Source organism: Actinoplanes sp. NPDC004185 (assembly GCF_053603475.1).
In genome coordinates, this window is record NZ_JBSGFR010000003.1 from 175,576 (window position 1) to 192,266 (window position 16,691).

A 16,691-nucleotide genomic window follows, 5' to 3' on the forward strand; every position below is an offset into this window, starting at 1 on the left:
GCCGCCACCGGACGGTGCCAGAAGGGGGACAGCATGCGTGCAGTCGGGGACCGCCGTCGCGTCGTGGTGACCGGGATCGGCGTCGTGGCGCCGGGAGGTGTCGGCACCAAGCAGTTCTGGGACCTGCTGACCGCCGGCCGGACCGCCACGCGGGCGATCTCGACGTTCGATGCGACCCAGTTCCGGTCCCGCATCGCCGCGGAGTGTGACTTCGACGCCAGTGCCGCCGGCCTGACCCAGCGCCAGATCCGCCGCTGGGACCGGACCACCCAGTTCGCCGTGGTGGCGGCCCGGGAGGCGCTGGGCGACAGCGGCGTGCTCGGCGAGGTGGATCCGACCCGGACCGGCGTCATGATGGGCACGGCCTGCGGGATGACCATGAGCCTGGACCGCGAGTACGCCGTGGTGAGCGATCAGGGCCGGAGCTGGCTGGTGGACGAGGCGCACGGCCTGCCCTACCTGTACGACTACTTCCTGCCCTCCTCGATGGCGGCCGAGGTCGCCTGGCTGGTCGAGGCGGAGGGGCCTGTCGGCATCGTGTCCACCGGGTGCACCTCGGGTATCGATGTCCTCGGCCACGCTGTCGACCTGATCGAGGACGCCGAGGCCGACGTCATGGTGGCCGGGGCCTCCGACGCGGCGATCTCGCCGATCACGGTGGCCTGCTTCGACGCGATCAAGGCGACCTCGCCGCGCAACGACGACCCGGCCACCGCGTCGCGGCCGTTCGATCTCACCCGCAACGGTTTCGTCCTGGGCGAGGGGGCGGCTGTGCTGGTCCTCGAGGAGCTCGGTCACGCCCGGCGGCGCGGCGCGCACATCTACGCGGAGATCACCGGGCACGCGTCGCGGTGCAACGCGTACAGCATGACCGGCCTGCGGTCGGACGGCCGGGAGATGGCCGACGCCATCCGGGCCGCGCTGGTCCGATCCCGGATCGACCCGGCCGGTATCGACTACGTGAACGCGCACGGTTCGGCGACCAAGCAGAACGACCGGCACGAGACGGCGGCGATCAAGGCGAGCCTGGGCCACCATGCGTACTCGACCCCGGTCAGCTCGATCAAGTCCATGATCGGCCACTCCCTGGGTGCGATCTGTGCCCTCGAGGTCGCCGCCTGCGTTCTCGCCATCGAGCATGCGGTGATCCCGCCGACCGCGAACCTGCACACCCCGGATCCCGAATGCGACCTGGACTACGTGCCGCTGGTGGCGCGGGCCCAGCCCGTCGGCGTCGCGCTCAGCGTGGCCAGCGGCTTCGGGGGATTCCAGAGCGCCATGGTGCTCGCCAAAGCTGACCGGGACGGACAGTGAGCCCGGCAGCGGCGGCCGGCCCGGCCGGCGTACGGCCCGTGGTCACCGGCCTGGGCGTGATCGCACCCAACGGGGTCGGGGTCGAGGGGTACTGGGCGGCGACGCTGCGGGGCGTCAGCGGCCTGGCCCCGGTCAGCCGGTTCGACGCCACGCGCTACTCCGCCCGGATCGCGGGTGAGGTCACCATCGACGCCGCGGCGTACCTGCCGAGCCGGCTGCTGCCCCAAACGGACCACATGACCCGGCTCGCCCTGATCGCCGCCGAGGAGGCGCTCGCCGATGCGGGTGCCGAGCCCGGGTCCATGCCCGACTTCTCGGCCGGGGTGGTGACCGCTGCCTCGGGTGGCGGCTTCGAGTTCGGTCAACGCGAGCTGCAGGCCCTGTGGAGCCAGGGCAGCGCCTACGTGAGCGCCTACCAGTCCTTCGCCTGGTTCTACCCGGTCAACACGGGCCAGATCTCCATTCGCCACGACATCCGCGGTCCCGGCGGGACGCTGGTGACCGAGCAGGCCGGCGGCCTGGACTGTGTCGCGAAGGCCCGCCGCCATGTCCGCTCCGGTACCGAGCTCATGGTGACCGGAGGCGTGGACGGCTCGTTGTCGCCGTGGTCGTGGCTGTGCCGCATGCGGTCGGGTCACCTCAGCACGGACGGCGATCCACGGCGCGCGTACCTGCCCTTCGATGTCGCCGCGGCCGGCCACGCGCCGGGCGAGGGCGGCGCCTACCTGATCCTCCAGCACCCGGCGGCGGCCGGCGGACGACGCTACGGGGAGATCGCCGGTTATGCCGCGACCTTCGACCCGCCTCCCGGGTCGGCCCGGCCGCCCGGTCTGCGGCGCGCCATCGAACTGGCCCTCGACGACGCGGGGATCCGCCCGCGCGACGTGGACGTGGTGTTCGCCGACGCGAGCGGGGTGCCTGACCTCGACCGGGCGGAGGCGCGGACGCTCGCCGGGGTCTTCGGCCCGGGAGCGGTGCCGGTGACGGCGCCGAAGACCATGACCGGCCGATTGCTGGGCGGTGGGTCCGCGCTCGATCTGGCGACCGCCCTGCTCGCCATCCGAGACGGTGTCATACCGCCCACCGTCAACGTCGACCGGCCGGCCGGGGACGACCTCGACCTGGTCCTGGGCCGGCCCCGCTCGGCGCCCCTGTCGACCGCTCTCGTCGTGGCCCGCGGCTACGGCGGACACAACTCGGCGATGGTCGTCACCGGACCCTCGCCTCGATGACATCACCTGCCCGAACAACCGGAAGGAACCGACAATGGCCGAGCTCACTCTCGACGTTCTGGTCCAGCTGCTGCGCGAGTGCGCGGGCGAGGACGAGGCAGTCGACCTTGAAGGCGACATCACCGACGCGCATTTCGACGACCTGGGCTACGACTCGCTGGCTCTGTTCAACACCGTGAGCCGGATCGAGCGCGACTTCTCGATCAAGCTCGCCGACGACACGGTGGCCGAGGCCAAGTCGCCCCGCGAGTTGCTCGCCAAGGTCAACCAAGCTCTCGCGCAGACCGTCTGACAGCCCCGGCGACGGCGGAAAGGAGGCGACATGTGCGGAATCACCGGCTGGGTGAACTTCACCCGTGACCTCGCCGACCAACGAGCGATCGTCGACAGGATGACCGCGACGATGGCCTGCCGGGGGCCCGACGCCGAGGGATCGTGGCTGGCCGGCCCCGCGGCCCTCGGCCACCGGCGGCTCGCGATCATCGACCTCGACGGGGGCGCGCAACCCATGATCGCCGAGGACCCGGGCGGGCAGCCGGTGGTGCTCACCTTCTGCGGCGAGATCTACAACTACCGAGAGCTGCGCAGGGAGTTGCAGTCGTACGGCCACCGGTTTCGCACCGACAGCGACACCGAGGTCGTGCTGCGCGCGTATCTGCAGTGGCGGGACGGCTTCGCCGAACGACTGAACGGCATGTTCGCGCTGGCCGTCTGGGACGAGCGGGCACAGGAGCTGCTGCTGGTACGCGACCGGATGGGAGTGAAACCGCTCTTCTACTTCCCGACGCCGGACGGCGTGTTGTTCGGTTCTGAGCCCAAGGCGATTCTCGCGCACCCGTCGGTGCCACGCCGGGCCGACGCGGACTGCCTGCGCGAGATCCTCGACATGGTCAAGACTCCCGGTAGCGCCGCCTTCCGCGGTATGCACGAGGTACGGCCCGGGCACACCGTCTCGGTCCGGCGGACGGGTCTGCGGCACCGGCGGTACTGGAGCCTGACGGCCCGCGAACACGCCGACGACCTGCCGACGACCATCCGCACGGTCCGGGGGCTGCTGGAGGACACTGTCGCCCGGCAACTGATCGCCGACGTGCCGGTCTGCACATTGCTCTCCGGTGGCCTGGACTCATCGGTGATCACCTCGCTCGCCGCCCGGACTCTGCGCGGGCAGGGCAAGGGCCCGATCAATTCGTTCTCGGTCGACTTCCGCGACGCCGGCGAGAACTTCGCGGTGGACGCCGTACGCGGGTCGCCGGACGCGCCGTTCGTCCGGGATCTGGTGGCGCACGTCGGCGCCCGGCACACCGAGGTGCTGCTGGACAGCGGCGACCTGAACGACCCGGCGGTCCGCGCCGCGGTGCTGCGGGCGACCGACGTCCCGCCGGCGTACTGGGGCGACATGTGGCAGTCGTTGTACCTGCTCGCCCGGGCCATCCGCCGGCACTCCACGGTGGCGCTCTCCGGCGAGTCGGCGGACGAGTTGTTCGGCGGCTACCGGTGGTTCCACAACCCGCGCGCCGTGCACGGCGACACGTTCCCCTGGCTCACCTCGGGCTCGGCGCGCTACTTCGGCGGGCTCAGCCTGCTGGAGGCCGGCTTCAAGGAGAAGCTCGACATTCCGGGATACCGCCTCGCCCGCTACCACGAGGCGCTGACCGAGGTGCCGAAGCTGGCCGGCGACGACCCGCGCGAGCGGCGGATGCGCGAGATGACCTATCTCAACCTCACTCGCTTCGTGCAGACCCTGCTCGACCGCAAGGACCGGATGAGCATGGCGGTGGGACTGGAGGTGCGGGTCCCCTTCTGCGACCACCGGCTGGTCGAGTACGTGTTCAACACGCCGTGGTCGATGAAGTCGTTCGACGGGCGGGAGAAGAGTCTGCTCCGGGCGGCCGCGGGCGACCTGATCCCGGCGTCCGTCGCGCAGCGGGCCAAGACGCCGTACCCGGCGACCCAGGACCCGGCCTACGAACGGGCTCTGCGCGCGGACCTCGTCGCGATCCTGGCCGATCCCGACGCGCCGGTGCTGCCCCTGCTCGACGTCGACAAGGCCCGCCGGTTGGTGCGGCGGCCGGTCGGCGCGGTCAGTTTCCCGTACGACCGCGGCGGCCTGGAGATGGCGATCTGGCTGAACAGCTGGCTGAGTGCGTACGACGTCACCGTGGAGGTCTGAGCCGGGGACTGCCGTTCACGGTTGCCAGCAAGGAAAGGACTGAGATGACAGAAACGCTGCAACGCCCGGCGGTGGACGCCGCCGACTGGGTTCTCTGCACGGCCTGCCGACGGATCGTCTACGAACGCCGCCTGCTGCGCAATCTGCGGGTGTGCCCGGAATGCGGGCAGCATCAGCGGCTCACCGCCGGGCAGCGGCTGGATCTGCTGCTGGACGCCGGCAGCGTCCGGTCGCTGGACCTCGAGGTGACCGACGGCGACCCGCTCGGCTTCGTCGACGCCAAGCCGTACCCGCAGCGGTTGCGTGAGGCCCGGGCCGCGACGGGGCTGGCGGAGGCGGTCGTCTGCTGTCGCGGGGCGATCCACGGCAACGCCGTGATCGTCGCGGTGATGGACTTCCGCTTCCTCGGCGGGAGCCTGGGCGCCGCGGTCGGCGAGATGATCACTCAGGCCGCGGAGATCGCGCTGGCGGAGCGCACCCCGCTGCTGCTCGTCACCGCCTCCGGCGGCGCGCGCATGCAGGAGGGCGCCATCGCCCTGATGCAGATGGCCAAGACCTGCCAGGCGCTGGGCCGGCTGGACGAGGCCGGCATCCTGACCGTCGCGCTGGTGACGGATCCGACCTTCGGCGGGGTCGCCGCCTCGTACGCCACGGTGTGTGACGTGATCATCGCCGAGCCCGGCGCCCGGCTGGGTTTCGCCGGGCGCCGGGTGATCGAGCAGACCACCCACGAACGCCTGCCGGACGAGTTCCAGACCGTCGAGTTCCTCCGCGACCACGGCATGCTGGATCTGGTGGTGCCGCGGGCCGGCCTGCGCGCGACGCTCGCCCGGTTGCTGTCGATCGGGGCTCGCCGCACGGTGCCCGGCCGGGCCGCTCCGGTGGCCGACCCGCGGATCTCCGAGCCCGCCCTGGTGCCGGATCAGGACGCCTGGGAGTCGGTGCAACGGGCGCGTGACCTCCGGCGGCCGACCACCCTGGACTACTGCGCGACCATCCTCGACGAGTTCGTCGAACTGCACGGTGACCGGTTGCAGGGCGACTGCCCCGCCATCGTCGGCGGGATGGCGCGCATCGGTGAGATGCCGGTGATGGTCATCGGCCACCAGAAGGGTCACGCCGTCGCGGATCTCATCGCCCGCAACTTCGGCATGGCCAGCCCGGCGGGCTACCGCAAGTCGGCCCGGCTGATGCGGATGGCCGCCAAGCTCGGCCTGCCCGTCGTCACCCTGGTGGACACGCCCGGTGCTCACCCGGGACGCCAGGCGGAGGAGAGCGGGCAGGCCAATGCCATCGCCGAGAACCTGCGGCTGATGGGCAGCCTGCCGACGCCGATCGTCTCGGTCGTCATCGGCGAGGGCGGCAGCGGGGGCGCCCTCGCCCTGGCCGTGGCCAACCAGGTGCTCGCCTTCAGCAACGCGGTCTACTCGGTGATCAGCCCGGAGGGCTGTGCGTCGATCCTCTGGAAGGACGCGGCCGAGGCACCCCGGGCCGCCCGGGCTCTGCGCGTCGGTGCGCGCGACCTGCTGCGGCACGGGATCGTCGACGCGGTCATCCCTGAACCCGCGGACGGTACCGGCGCGGCCCCCGCCGTCGCCGCCCGGTCACTGCGCGCCGCCATCGTCGCGGCCCTGCGGGAGCTGGCCCCCCGCGACGGGGCCCGGCTCGTCGACGAGCGGCGCCGGCGCTTCCGCGCGTTCCCGGTCAGAGCATCGAAAGGCTACGAAGGTGAGTGACGCGCCCGAGGAAGCGGCGATTGCGCCCGACGTCCATCTGCTCGGCGCGGCCTGCCGCAATGCGTTGGAGCTGATGGCCACCGCACCGCAGTCCCTGCAACACGTCTCGGTACGCATCGGCACCGTCGCCGTGGAGCTGCAATGGTCGCCGGCGGGCCCCGACGGGCACCCCGGACCGGCAACCGCACGGCCGGCGGAACCAGAGCCGGCCGCCGCCGGCCAGCAGGCGACCCATGTGCTCGCCTCTCCCATGGTGGGCACGTTCTATCACGGTCCCCAGCCCGGATCCGCGCCGTTCGTCCGCGAGGGCGACCTGGTGCAGGCGGGTCAGCAGGTGGCCATCATCGAGGCGATGAAGCTGATGACCCCGGTCGAGGCGGACCGGCCCGGGCGGGTCGAGGCAGTCCTCGTGCCGGACGGCGACGGTGTCGAGTACGGCACTCCCCTGCTCGCGATCACGGCGTCGTGAGCGGCATGTTCCGCAGGGTGCTGATCGCCAATCGTGGCGAGATCGCGCTGCGCGTGGCCCGGACCTGCCGGGAGATGGGTATCGCCGTCGTCGCGGTCCATTCCAGCGACGACCGCGGCTCGGCGGTGGGCGACCTCGCCGACCAGAGCATCCAGATCGGACCGGGCCCGGCCAAGCAGAGCTACCTCAACATGTCGGCGATCCTGGAGGCGGCGCGGCAGAGCGGGGCGGATGCCGTTCACCCCGGGTACGGCTTCCTGTCCGAGGATCCCGACTTCGCCGAGGCCTGCGAGAAGGAGGGCCTGTGCTTCATCGGCCCACCCGCCGACGTGCTGGCGCGGCTGGGCGACAAGTCCATCGCCCGCCGGCTGATGACGGACGCCGGACTGCCCGTCCTGCCCGGCACTCTGGAACCGGTTTCCGATTACGAACAAGCGGTTCGGGAAGCGAAGGAGATCGGCTACCCGGTCATCGTGAAGGCGGTGGCCGGTGGCGGCGGGCGCGGCATGCAGGTGGCCCGCGGGGAGAACGAACTGGCCGAGGCGTACAACCAGGGCCGGGTCACCGCGCAGGCGTTCTTCGGCGACAACCGGGTCTACCTCGAGCGGTTCCTGGATCGGGCGCGGCACGTCGAGGTGCAGGTGCTGTGCGACGTCTACGGCCACGGCGTGCATCTCGGTGAGCGCGACTGCACCGTCCAGCGGCGATATCAGAAGATGATCGAGGAGACGCCGGCACCGGGTCTGAGCGAGGCACTGCTCGACCGGATCCGGTCCGCCGCCGTCCGGGGGGCCCTCGCTGCCGGCTACGCGGGCGCGGGGACGTTCGAGTTCCTCGTGGATGAGCACGAGCACTTCTACTTCATGGAGGTCAACTGCCGCATCCAGGTGGAACATCCGGTGACCGAGCTGGCCACCGGCATCGACCTGGTCCGCGAGCAACTGCTCACCGCGGCCGGTGGCCGGCTCGGCTACACCCAGCAGGACATCGTCCCCCGTGGCGCCGTGATCGAGTGCCGGGTCAACGCCGAGAACCCGGACCGCGACTTCGCGCCGGCGCCCGGGACGCTGACCGAGTTCTGGCCACCGGCCGGGCCATTCGTCCGGGTCGACACCCACGGCCGGCCCGGGCTGGCCATCTCGCCGTTCTACGACTCCATGATCGCGAAGGTCTGCACCTGGGGCGCCGACCGGGACCTCGCCATCGCCCGGATGCACCGGGCACTGGAGGAGTTCCGGATCGCCGGCTCCGGCATCGCGACGACCCGGTCGTTCTTGCACGACGTCCTCGATCACCCGGATTTCCGCGCGGCCCGGCACAACACCGGCCTGGTGGCGCGCATGACCGGGCCCTGAGGCGCGGGACGGGCCCGGCGGCCCGCCCGCGCCGCACAGCACAGCTCCTGACCATTGTCCGGCGATCGCGCCGAACACCACGCTGAACGGACGGATCTCGTCATGCAGACGGAAGAGAAGAACCCCCTGATCGACTTGCTGCGCGCTCGCAGCGGTAGCCGTGGCGTCCTGGTCACCATCAAGCGCGACGGCCGGCCGCAGATGTCCAACGTCGGATACAGCTACGACGAGGATGCCGGCATCATCCGGATCGCGGTCACCGAGGAACGCGCGAAGACCCGCAATCTGGCTCGGGATCCGCGGGCCAACTTCTACGTGAGCACGGAGGACCTCGGTACGTACATCGTCTGCGAGTGCACCGCGGAGCTCTCGCCGGTCGCCGCGGACCCGGATGACGCGACCGTCGACGAGCTGGTGCAGATGTACCGCGCCACCCAGGGCGAGCACCCGGACTGGGAGGAGTTCCGCAGGACGAAGGTCGCGGACCGCCGCATGGTCGTCCGGTTGCACGTCGCCCGCTCGTACGGGTTCGCCATGCCCTCCTTCTGACCGCGCCGTCCACGCCACACCGACAGGACGGGGGGACGAGGCATGACGGACACGGAGACGGACTTCTGCATCGTGGGCGCCGGGCCGGCGGGCTGCACGCTGAGCCTGTTGCTGCTCAGGTCCGGTTGCCGGGTCACACTGGTCGAGAAGTCCCGCTCGCTGGTCCGGGCGTACCGGGGTGAGATCCTGCAACCGGGCGGGATGAGGCTGCTCGACGACCTCGGCGTGCTGGGGCCGGCCCGCGAGCGGGGCAGCCACGAGCACGATCGTTTCCAGCTCGTCGACCGCGACCGGGTGATCGTCGACGGCGACTACCGCGGTCTGCCCGGCCCCTTCAACTTCCTGCTCAGCATCCCGCAACAGCACGTCCTGGAAGAGCTGCTGGCGCAGTGCCGCCGGTACCCGGGGTTCAGTTACCTACCGGGTACGAAGATCGTCGACCTCATCCGCGACGACGACCGCGTCACGGGCGCGGTCGTCCGCGGGGACGGCGGCAGTCTCGCGATTCGGGCCCACTGCGTCGTGGCCGCCGACGGCCGGTACTCCAAGACCCGCCAGCTCGCCGGCATCCGCAATCGGCGCCTCGACGTCTTCGCGCACGACGTGCTCTGGCTCCGGGTGCCGGCCGACGGCGAGCAGACGCGGTCGGTGCGCATCTTCCGCGCCGGCGGGAACCCGGTGCTGACCTACGCGTGCGTACCGGACGCCATCCAGCTCGGCTGGACGCTTCCGCACCGGGCCTACCGGGCCATCGCCGACCGGGGCATCGAGTACGTCAAGGACCAGATCAAACTGGCTGCGCCGCCGTATGCCGACCGCGTCGCCGCGGGAATCAGGAGCTTGCGCGACCTGACCCTTCTTGATGTCTTCGCCGCGAGGGCGGAGGAGTGGGTACGCGACGGGCTGGTACTCATCGGTGACAGCGCACACACGCAGAGCCCGATCGGCGCCCAGGGAATCAACCTGGCGATCCAGGACGCCGTGGCGCTGCACCCGGTCCTGATCGGGTCCTGGCACGACAACGACGCCGGCCGGGCGCGTCTCGCCGAGTTCGCGTCCCGGCGCGGCCGCGACATCGATCGGATGATGCGCATCCAGGTCATGCAGAGCAAGGCCATGCTGTCGACCGGCCGGGTGGCCTCCTTCGTCCGGCCCCGGGTCGCGCGGGTGGTGTCGCGCACCCCGTTGTACCGGAAGGTGTTCCGAGAGATCGCCTTCGGCAACGACGACATCCGGATCGGGACCGACGCCCGGCGCGCCGTGCCGCACCTCGAGTGATCACCACGGGACGGCGAACACCAGCACGGCCGCGTGCGCGAGGTACTGCACGACCATGAAGCCGCGGTACGGCCGACGGCGGGCGGACCGCGAGCTCCCGGCGTCACCGGAGAGAGCCAGCAGCGACACCACGACGGAGCCCACGGCGATGACGACAGCCGGTGGCAGCAGCGTGCGGGGGCCCAGCGCCGCGGCCAGCGTCGCCGACGCACCGATGCCCGCCGCGGCGACCGCCGCGACCCGGCGCGCCGATCGCTCCCCGCGCCGGCCGACGACCGTGTGCCGGCCCGCCGCCGTGTCGCCCGGTGCGTCGGACAGGTCCTTGACGAGCCCGCCGATCACCGCCATCCACGTCGTGAGCAGGATGGCGACCGGGACGGCCGGACCGGGCCGGCCGGCCGTGACACCGCCTCCGAGGTACGTGCAGAAGCCGGCGAGTGCGATGACGACCACTGCTGCGGGGGTCCATCGCTTCGCGGCGATCGGCGGCACGGAGTAGACGACGCCGAGGATCAGCAGCGCGACGCACAGCAGAGCCAGCGTCGGAGACAGCAGACAGGTGCCGACAACGGCCGTCGTCGCCAGCGCCCCGGCCGTGATCAACGCATGGCGGACCGGCAGCAGCCCACGGGCGACCGGGCGCCGCGATCCGTTGATGCGATCCTCGATGACATCGCTGCAGCCGTTCACCACGTAGATCGCCATCGTCGCGCTCGTCCACAACGGCAGCGCCACGAGGCTCCGCAGCGGGGCCGCTCCCCCGGCCGCGCCGGCCAGGACGAAGCCGGTGAGGAACCGCAGAGCGAAGATGATCTGCACCACGGGACGGGATTCGCGCCAGCACAGGGCGAACGTGGTGGCCGCGGCGCGCCACGGGCACCGGGCCCCGGCCGGCCGGGGAACCCCGACCACCGATCGGCGCTCCGCCGGCGACGGGAGCCGGGTTCTCGCCGGGATCCTCATGGGCTCCACGGTTCTTGGTGCTGACGACTGAGCCGATACGGAGCGATGAGATCCGTCGCCATCGCCTTGTTGACCGCGTCGAGACGTGACGTCGCGTCGAGCTTGCCGAAGATGGTGCGGAGATGCCGCTTGACGGTGCCCTCGGCGATGTTCAGGCGGTGCGCGATCTGCACGTTGCTGAACGCCTGCGCGACGAGCTCCAGAACCTCGACCTCCCGCTTGGACAGCGGCTGGGCCCGCGCGCCGCTGACCTGGTCGAAACTGCGGCGGGAGATGGCGAGCACCAGGCGGCCGTCGATCCGGACACCGCGCAGGGTGGAGATCAGCTCCTCCTGGGTCACGCTCTTGAGCAGATAGGCCGACGCGCCCGCGTCGAGCAGGTCACGGACGGTCCCCGCGTCGTCGAACATGGACACGATCACGATCCGGGTTCCGGGGGCCTGCGCGAGGATCCGTCGTGTGGTGGTGGTCGCCCGGTCACCGGGAATTCCGACGTCGAGCACGACCACGTCCGGCTTCGTCTCACGCACCAGGGCCAGCGCCTCGCTGCAGTTGGCCGCCTCCCCCACGACGCGCAGGTCGACCGCCAGGTCGAGGATCTGCCGCACCCCGGCGCGGAACAACGCGTGGTCGTCGATCAGCAGGATCTTCGTCACCTCGGCTGTCTCCACCACCGCCATGGCTATTCCCGGCTTTTCAGGGGAATGGAGACCCGCACCCGTGTGCCGCTCCCCGGGCCGCTGGTTATCGTCAGATATCCGCCGATCAGTTTCACGCGTTCGCGCATCGAGGTGAGACCGATGCCGGCGCGGTCGGCCGACCTGGTGTCGAATCCAGCGCCGTCGTCGACGACAACACCACTGACGCCGGACGGCGTGATGTCCACCACGCATATCACGGCACCGGCACGGGCATGCTGAAAGGAATTGCGCAGAGCTTCCTGAAGCACATAGAAAAGCTCTTCCAGAATGGCTACCGGCACCCAGCTCTCGTCTCCGTTCACCTCGGTGCTGACTATCACCTCGGAATCGGACATGGCGCTGGTGAAGGCGGTCAGGGCCTTGCTGAGGCTTTCGATGCGGACGTTGTCCTGCAGCCCGCCCGCCACTTCCCGCACCGCGTCGATCGTCTGGATGACGGCGGTGCGCGCCTGTTCCAGATGCCGGCCGGAGGCCACCGGATCGGACTGCTGGTACGAGGCCACGAGATCCAGCGCCCGCAATGCCAGGCTGGCCTGGCTGCCGACCCGGTCGTGCAGGTCCCGTGCCGTCCGGCGGCGGTCGGCGAGCGAGGCGTCCCCCACCTCGGTGAGCAGGAAGCTGAGATACCCCTCGGACGCCCACTCTATTCTGGCCATGATGCTGCGGTTCAGGGTCACCATGGCGTCGCGGACAACACGCCCGTCGGCCGGATCGTCGGATCTCGCCCTCGCGATCGCCCCCGCGACGATCTCGAACAAGGCACCGGCGGCACGCAGCGATTCGGCCGGGCTCACCCCGTAGGCGGCGCGCGACCAACCTATTCGCGAGGCAACCTCCTTCGCCGTGTTGTTGACCCAGGGCTGATTCTCCGAGACGCTGCCGACCACATCGGTGATTACCGCCTGGGCCTGGCCCAACACCTGATCAAGAATTTTCTCCTCGGCGACGAGAGCACTATCGATGTCGACCAGCTGCCGCCGATACGTCTCGATGATTTCGGATCTTCGTGCTTCGATGCATTTCGAGATCCGCCTGCGCAACCGCATGTCATTTTCGGACATGTGTCGACACCCTCCCCGTGCGTCTGATCCAGTGTCCTCGGGGCGGCCCTTCAGAACAAGACCCAGCAGTCTTCGAAGCGGGTTTCCGACTTCACAGGTAATAGACGACGGGCTTTGCCCGTAAGTGGGCGCTTTGCACGGGCGTGCCGATTTCCCGGCGAGTGCCGGGCCCCGTCCGCAGCCCCGGCACTCGCGGCGTCGGCCCTGCTCAAGCCATCGATGGCTCCCAGCGCCGCCGACACTCCACTGTGGTCGACCCGCCGGGACGCGGCCACGGCACCAACCGGGACATGTCGGTGCTGACCTACGGGTTTCCCTCGCCCGGAGGACGATGACAGAACCGGAACATGTGCGGCCCGTGGCGGCCCGCACACCGGGCCGGCGTGCCGCCGCGGCGGCCGGATCGGCGGCGACGGGCCTACTCCCCGGTATCTCAATACCCCGAAGGAGGCACGCGGCGGACTCGCCCCACCCATGACAACCGCCCCTCATTGACCGCCACGCGATCTCTTCGTGCCGGAACGAACACGGAAGGCGACGGGCCGCCTACTGTCGCCGCGGTGAAACAAATCGGGGGAGGCATTGAAGTGCTGACAGTCAAGATTCTGGGATCGCTCGAGGTCACCGACGGACACCGGATCTGCGGGCCGACCGCGCCACGCACGCTGAGCACCCTGGCCCTGCTGGTGGTGCGGGCGAACTACGTCGTGCCCATGTCGTCGATCATCGAGGAACTGTGGGGTGCCGAGCCGCCCCGGTCGGCGTCCACCACCGCGCAGACGTACATCTACCAGTTGCGCCGGATGATCGATGAGGACGGCCGGGACAACAGCAAGCAGGTTCTGCTGACCAAGGCACCGGGGTACGTGTTGCGAGTCGATCCGGACAACATCGACCTCTGGCGGTTCCGGCGCCTCACGGCCGAGGGCCAGGAGCAGTTCACCGCCGGACGCTTCGACCAGGCCGCCGCGACGCTGCGGCGCGCGCTGGCCATGTGGACCGGTTCCCCGCTGGCCAACGTGCGGAACGGGCCGGCGCTCGACGGATACGTGGCCGCGATGGAGGAGGAACGAATCCATGCCCTCAACGTCCGCATCGAGGCGGACCTGCGACTGGGCCGGTTGCACGAGCTGATCCCGGAGCTGCAGAGGCTGGCCGTCCAGCATCCGTACAACGAGTGGTACCACGGGTTGCTGGTCTTCGCCCTCGCGCAGATCGGGCGGCGCAACGATGCTCTGTCCGCCTACGCCCGTACCCGTCGGGTGCTCGCCGACGAGCTCGGACTGCTGCCCGGCCCTGAGCTGCAGCGCATGCAGGACGACCTGCTGCAGAACCGGCAGCTGTACCTGCCCCACCCGATGGCCGCCGCCTGAACACCGGCGCGCTCATTCCGGCCGATCAGCCGATCTCGAGCCGGATGCGAGCGCGGCCTGTCAGCGTGACGACCTGTCAGCACACTCCATGGAGGAGGCACGGCATGACGACGTCGCCGCAGGTCTCGGCGGACCCCCTGGTGTATCAGGAAGTACAGCAGTTCTACGCGCGGCAGATGCGGCTGCTCGACGAGGGCGAGGTCGACCGGTGGGCGGGTACGTTCACCGAGGACGGCGTCTTCACGGCCAACGCGCACCCGCATCCACAGCAGGGACGCGCCGCCATCAAGGAGGGAGCCGCGGCTGCCGCCCGGCAGATGGCCGAGCGCGGGGTGCAGCGCCGGCATTGGCTGGGGATGTTGTCGGTCGGTGAGCGGCCGGACGGTTCCCTGCTGGCGCACACCTACGCGCTGGTCGTCGAGACCACCCGCGGCGGATCGTCCGAGCTGCGGCTCAGCTGCACCTGTGACGACACGCTGGTGCGCGTGGACGACGAACTGAAGGTCCGGCACCGCCAGGTACGCCGCGACGATCTCCCGGCCGCATGACGACGGGCCGCGACCGTGAGCCCGCCGCGTCCGGTGTGGTGGCCGGCGCTCCCCTGGCCGTCCTCGGTGACCTGGTCGGTGGCCCGCACGTCGGCGATCTGCTGCGGCGGGCGGCTGAGCGGGCGCCGGAACAACTTGCCCTGTGCACGGCCACGGACCGCCTCACGTTCGCCGAGCTCGACGCGCAGGCCGACCGGTGCGCGTCCACCATCCGGCAGGCAGTGGCCGGGCCCGCCACGCCGGTGGCGCTCGCCGCCGAGCTGGCACCGTGGTTCGCCGTCGCCTTCTTCGCCGTCTCGCGCTCCGGGAACGTCCCCGTGCTGGTCAATCCCCTGCTGCGCGAGGAAGGCCTCGGCCACGTGCTCCGCACGTCGCGGGCGGTCGCCGCGATCCTGCCGCCGGCCGTACGCCTGCGCCTCGATCGTGGCGGGCTGCCGGACCTCCGGCACGTCCTCGCGCCGGCGGACCTGCTGGCGCCGCCCGTTACCGGCGACCCCGGGCCGGTCGGCGCCGACCCGGCCGACATCGCCTGCATCCAGTTCACCAGCGGCAGTACCGGTCCGCCCAAGGCTGTTCTGCTGACCCATCGGAACCTCACGGTGAACGCGGCGCAGAGCGCGTTCACCCACCGGGTGTCCGCGACGTCGGTGATGTTCAACAACCTGCCGACCTTCCACCTGATGCACCTGACCGTCGGCTTGGCGGCCGGTGCCACCCACGTGCTGTGGCCGGACGAGGCGGTGGGCCCGGCCCTGCAGGCGGCCCGGCGTCACCACGCCACGCATTTCTACAGCCTGCCGGTGCGGCTGTCCCGGATCGCCGGCTCCCGGGACCGAGGCGCGGCGCGGCTGCCGGCGCTGCGGCTGTTCCTCTCCGGCGGATCGACCCTGCCGCAATCGACGCGGCTGGCGCTCGCCGAGCAGTTCGGGGTCCCGGTCCTGCAGGGCTACGGACTGCAGGAGACGTCACCGTCGACGCACTTCGACGACCTCGACCGGCCGAAGGCCGGGTCGTCCGGACCGCCCGTCCCGGGAACCGAATGCCGGATCGTGCACGTGGACACGCGGGCGGTGCTCGGCCCGGGCGCCAAGGGCGAGATCCAGGTACGCGGCCCGCAGCTGATGAAGGGCTACCTGGGCCGGAACCCGCTCGAAGGGGTGGACGAGCAGGGCTGGTTCTCCACCGGGGACGTGGGCTACCAGGACGACGACGGCTACCTCTTCGTGGTCGACCGGATCAAGGACGTCTTCAAGTGTGACAACTGGCTGGTGTCGCCGACCCAGATCGAACGGGTGCTGCTGCGCCATCCCGACGTCGAGGACTGCGTGGTCTTCGACTACCCCGACGAGATCCGCGGCGCCGTCGCAGCCGCCCTGGTGGTGCCGGCGCGGGCGGACGCGGATGTGGCCGCGATCGACCGGTACCTCGCGGATCAACTGCCCTATTACGAGCACCTGCACGTCATCGACGTCGTCGAGCGAATTCCCCGCCTGCCGAACGGCAAGGTGCAGCGCCGCCACTTGCGGGAGCAGGCCGTCGCCCGACATGCCGGCCATCCATCCGAGAGATCCGAGCGACAGGAGACCACCGTGCACACCTTCATCAACCGCTTCACCGTCAACGGCGACACCGAGGAGTTCGAGAGCCTGCTGGGCACGATCACCAACTACATGGTCGAGCAGCCCGGCTTCCGGTCCCACCGGCTCTACCGCTCCGGCGTGGACCCGAAGGTCTACGTCGAGACGGCCGAATGGGACGACGCGGACGCGCAGCGCAAGGCCATCGGCGGCGAGGGCTTCCAGGGACCGGTCAAGCAGGTCATGAAGATCGCCAACGCCGAACCCGGCCCGTTCACGCTGGTGTCCGAGCACGCCAAGTAGGCGAATCGAGGGCTGTGCCAATGACAATCGCCGATCTGTCCGTACCCGAGGCTGTGGTG

General features: G+C 70.6%; 15 protein-coding genes. 12 read left to right on the forward strand and 3 right to left on the reverse strand.

The window, feature by feature from the left end; all coding sequences use genetic code 11:
* Positions 1-33 precede the first annotated feature (33 nt).
* From ACWEOZ_RS04825 to ACWEOZ_RS04865, 9 genes are all read left to right on the forward strand, one after another.
* Positions 34-1,314 carry a beta-ketoacyl-[acyl-carrier-protein] synthase family protein gene (locus tag ACWEOZ_RS04825; protein WP_451909424.1) on the forward strand — a complete coding sequence of 427 codons (1,281 nt, stop codon included), beginning with the start codon at positions 34-36 and terminating at the stop codon, positions 1,312-1,314.
* Positions 1,311-2,546: a ketosynthase chain-length factor gene (locus tag ACWEOZ_RS04830; RefSeq protein ID WP_451909425.1), complete on the forward strand. Its 1,236-nt coding sequence runs from the start codon at positions 1,311-1,313 to the stop codon at positions 2,544-2,546. Before ACWEOZ_RS04825 ends, ACWEOZ_RS04830 begins: the two co-directional genes overlap by 4 nt.
* A 34-nt stretch (positions 2,547-2,580) precedes the next feature.
* Entirely contained in the window at positions 2,581-2,838 is a 258-nt protein-coding gene (locus ACWEOZ_RS04835) for an acyl carrier protein (protein ID WP_451909426.1), read from the forward strand.
* 30 nt (positions 2,839-2,868) lie between these two features.
* The gene (gene asnB / locus ACWEOZ_RS04840; RefSeq protein ID WP_451909427.1) at positions 2,869-4,719 is read left to right on the forward strand and encodes an asparagine synthase (glutamine-hydrolyzing); all 1,851 of its coding nucleotides are present in this window, start codon (positions 2,869-2,871) and stop codon (positions 4,717-4,719) included.
* Positions 4,720-4,763: 44 nt separating this feature from the next.
* Positions 4,764-6,455 (forward strand): acetyl-CoA carboxylase carboxyl transferase subunit alpha, encoded by a 1,692-nt coding sequence (gene accA / locus ACWEOZ_RS04845; RefSeq protein WP_451909428.1) that lies wholly within the window; start codon positions 4,764-4,766, stop codon positions 6,453-6,455.
* Positions 6,448-6,924 carry an acetyl-CoA carboxylase biotin carboxyl carrier protein gene (locus ACWEOZ_RS04850; protein ID WP_451909429.1) on the forward strand — a complete coding sequence of 159 codons (477 nt, stop codon included), beginning with the start codon at positions 6,448-6,450 and terminating at the stop codon, positions 6,922-6,924. The genes accA and ACWEOZ_RS04850 overlap by 8 nt, the downstream gene beginning before the upstream one ends.
* 5 nt (positions 6,925-6,929) lie before the next feature.
* Positions 6,930-8,279, forward strand: a complete 1,350-nt coding sequence (locus ACWEOZ_RS04855) for an acetyl-CoA carboxylase biotin carboxylase subunit (protein ID WP_451909430.1) — start codon at positions 6,930-6,932, stop codon at positions 8,277-8,279.
* Between the two features lie 102 nt (positions 8,280-8,381).
* Complete coding sequence (locus tag ACWEOZ_RS04860) at positions 8,382-8,828, forward strand: PPOX class F420-dependent oxidoreductase (RefSeq protein WP_451909431.1); 447 nt, start codon at positions 8,382-8,384, stop codon at positions 8,826-8,828.
* A gap of 42 nt (positions 8,829-8,870) precedes the next feature.
* A complete protein-coding gene (locus tag ACWEOZ_RS04865; protein WP_451909432.1) occupies positions 8,871-10,106 on the forward strand; it encodes an FAD-dependent monooxygenase in 1,236 nt (411 codons plus the stop codon).
* Here ACWEOZ_RS04865 and ACWEOZ_RS04870 read toward each other — a convergent pair whose 3' ends face one another.
* Genes ACWEOZ_RS04870 through ACWEOZ_RS04880 form a run of 3 tightly spaced genes read right to left on the reverse strand, consistent with a single transcriptional unit; the run spans position 10,107 to position 12,831 of the window.
* Positions 10,107-11,069: a UbiA family prenyltransferase gene (locus ACWEOZ_RS04870; RefSeq protein WP_451909433.1), complete on the reverse strand. Its 963-nt coding sequence runs from the start codon at positions 11,067-11,069 to the stop codon at positions 10,107-10,109.
* On the reverse strand, positions 11,066-11,749 hold the full coding sequence (locus ACWEOZ_RS04875) for a response regulator (protein WP_451909434.1): 684 nt from the start codon (positions 11,747-11,749) through the stop codon (positions 11,066-11,068). Before ACWEOZ_RS04875 ends, ACWEOZ_RS04870 begins: the two co-directional genes overlap by 4 nt.
* 2 nt (positions 11,750-11,751) lie before the next feature.
* Positions 11,752-12,831, reverse strand: coding sequence for a sensor histidine kinase (locus ACWEOZ_RS04880; protein ID WP_451909435.1), 1,080 nt, complete (start codon positions 12,829-12,831; stop codon positions 11,752-11,754).
* A 587-nt stretch (positions 12,832-13,418) separates the two neighbouring features.
* Between ACWEOZ_RS04880 and ACWEOZ_RS04885 the strand changes: the two genes are divergently transcribed.
* The 3 genes from ACWEOZ_RS04885 (at position 13,419) to ACWEOZ_RS04895 (ending at position 16,632) form a co-directional block, all read left to right on the forward strand.
* A complete protein-coding gene (locus ACWEOZ_RS04885) occupies positions 13,419-14,204 on the forward strand; it encodes an AfsR/SARP family transcriptional regulator (RefSeq protein WP_451909436.1) in 786 nt (261 codons plus the stop codon).
* A gap of 104 nt (positions 14,205-14,308) precedes the next feature.
* The gene (locus ACWEOZ_RS04890) at positions 14,309-14,752 is read left to right on the forward strand and encodes a nuclear transport factor 2 family protein (protein WP_451909437.1); all 444 of its coding nucleotides are present in this window, start codon (positions 14,309-14,311) and stop codon (positions 14,750-14,752) included.
* Complete coding sequence (locus tag ACWEOZ_RS04895) at positions 14,749-16,632, forward strand: AMP-binding protein (RefSeq protein WP_451909438.1); 1,884 nt, start codon at positions 14,749-14,751, stop codon at positions 16,630-16,632. Before ACWEOZ_RS04890 ends, ACWEOZ_RS04895 begins: the two co-directional genes overlap by 4 nt.
* Positions 16,633-16,691: the final 59 nt, after the last annotated feature.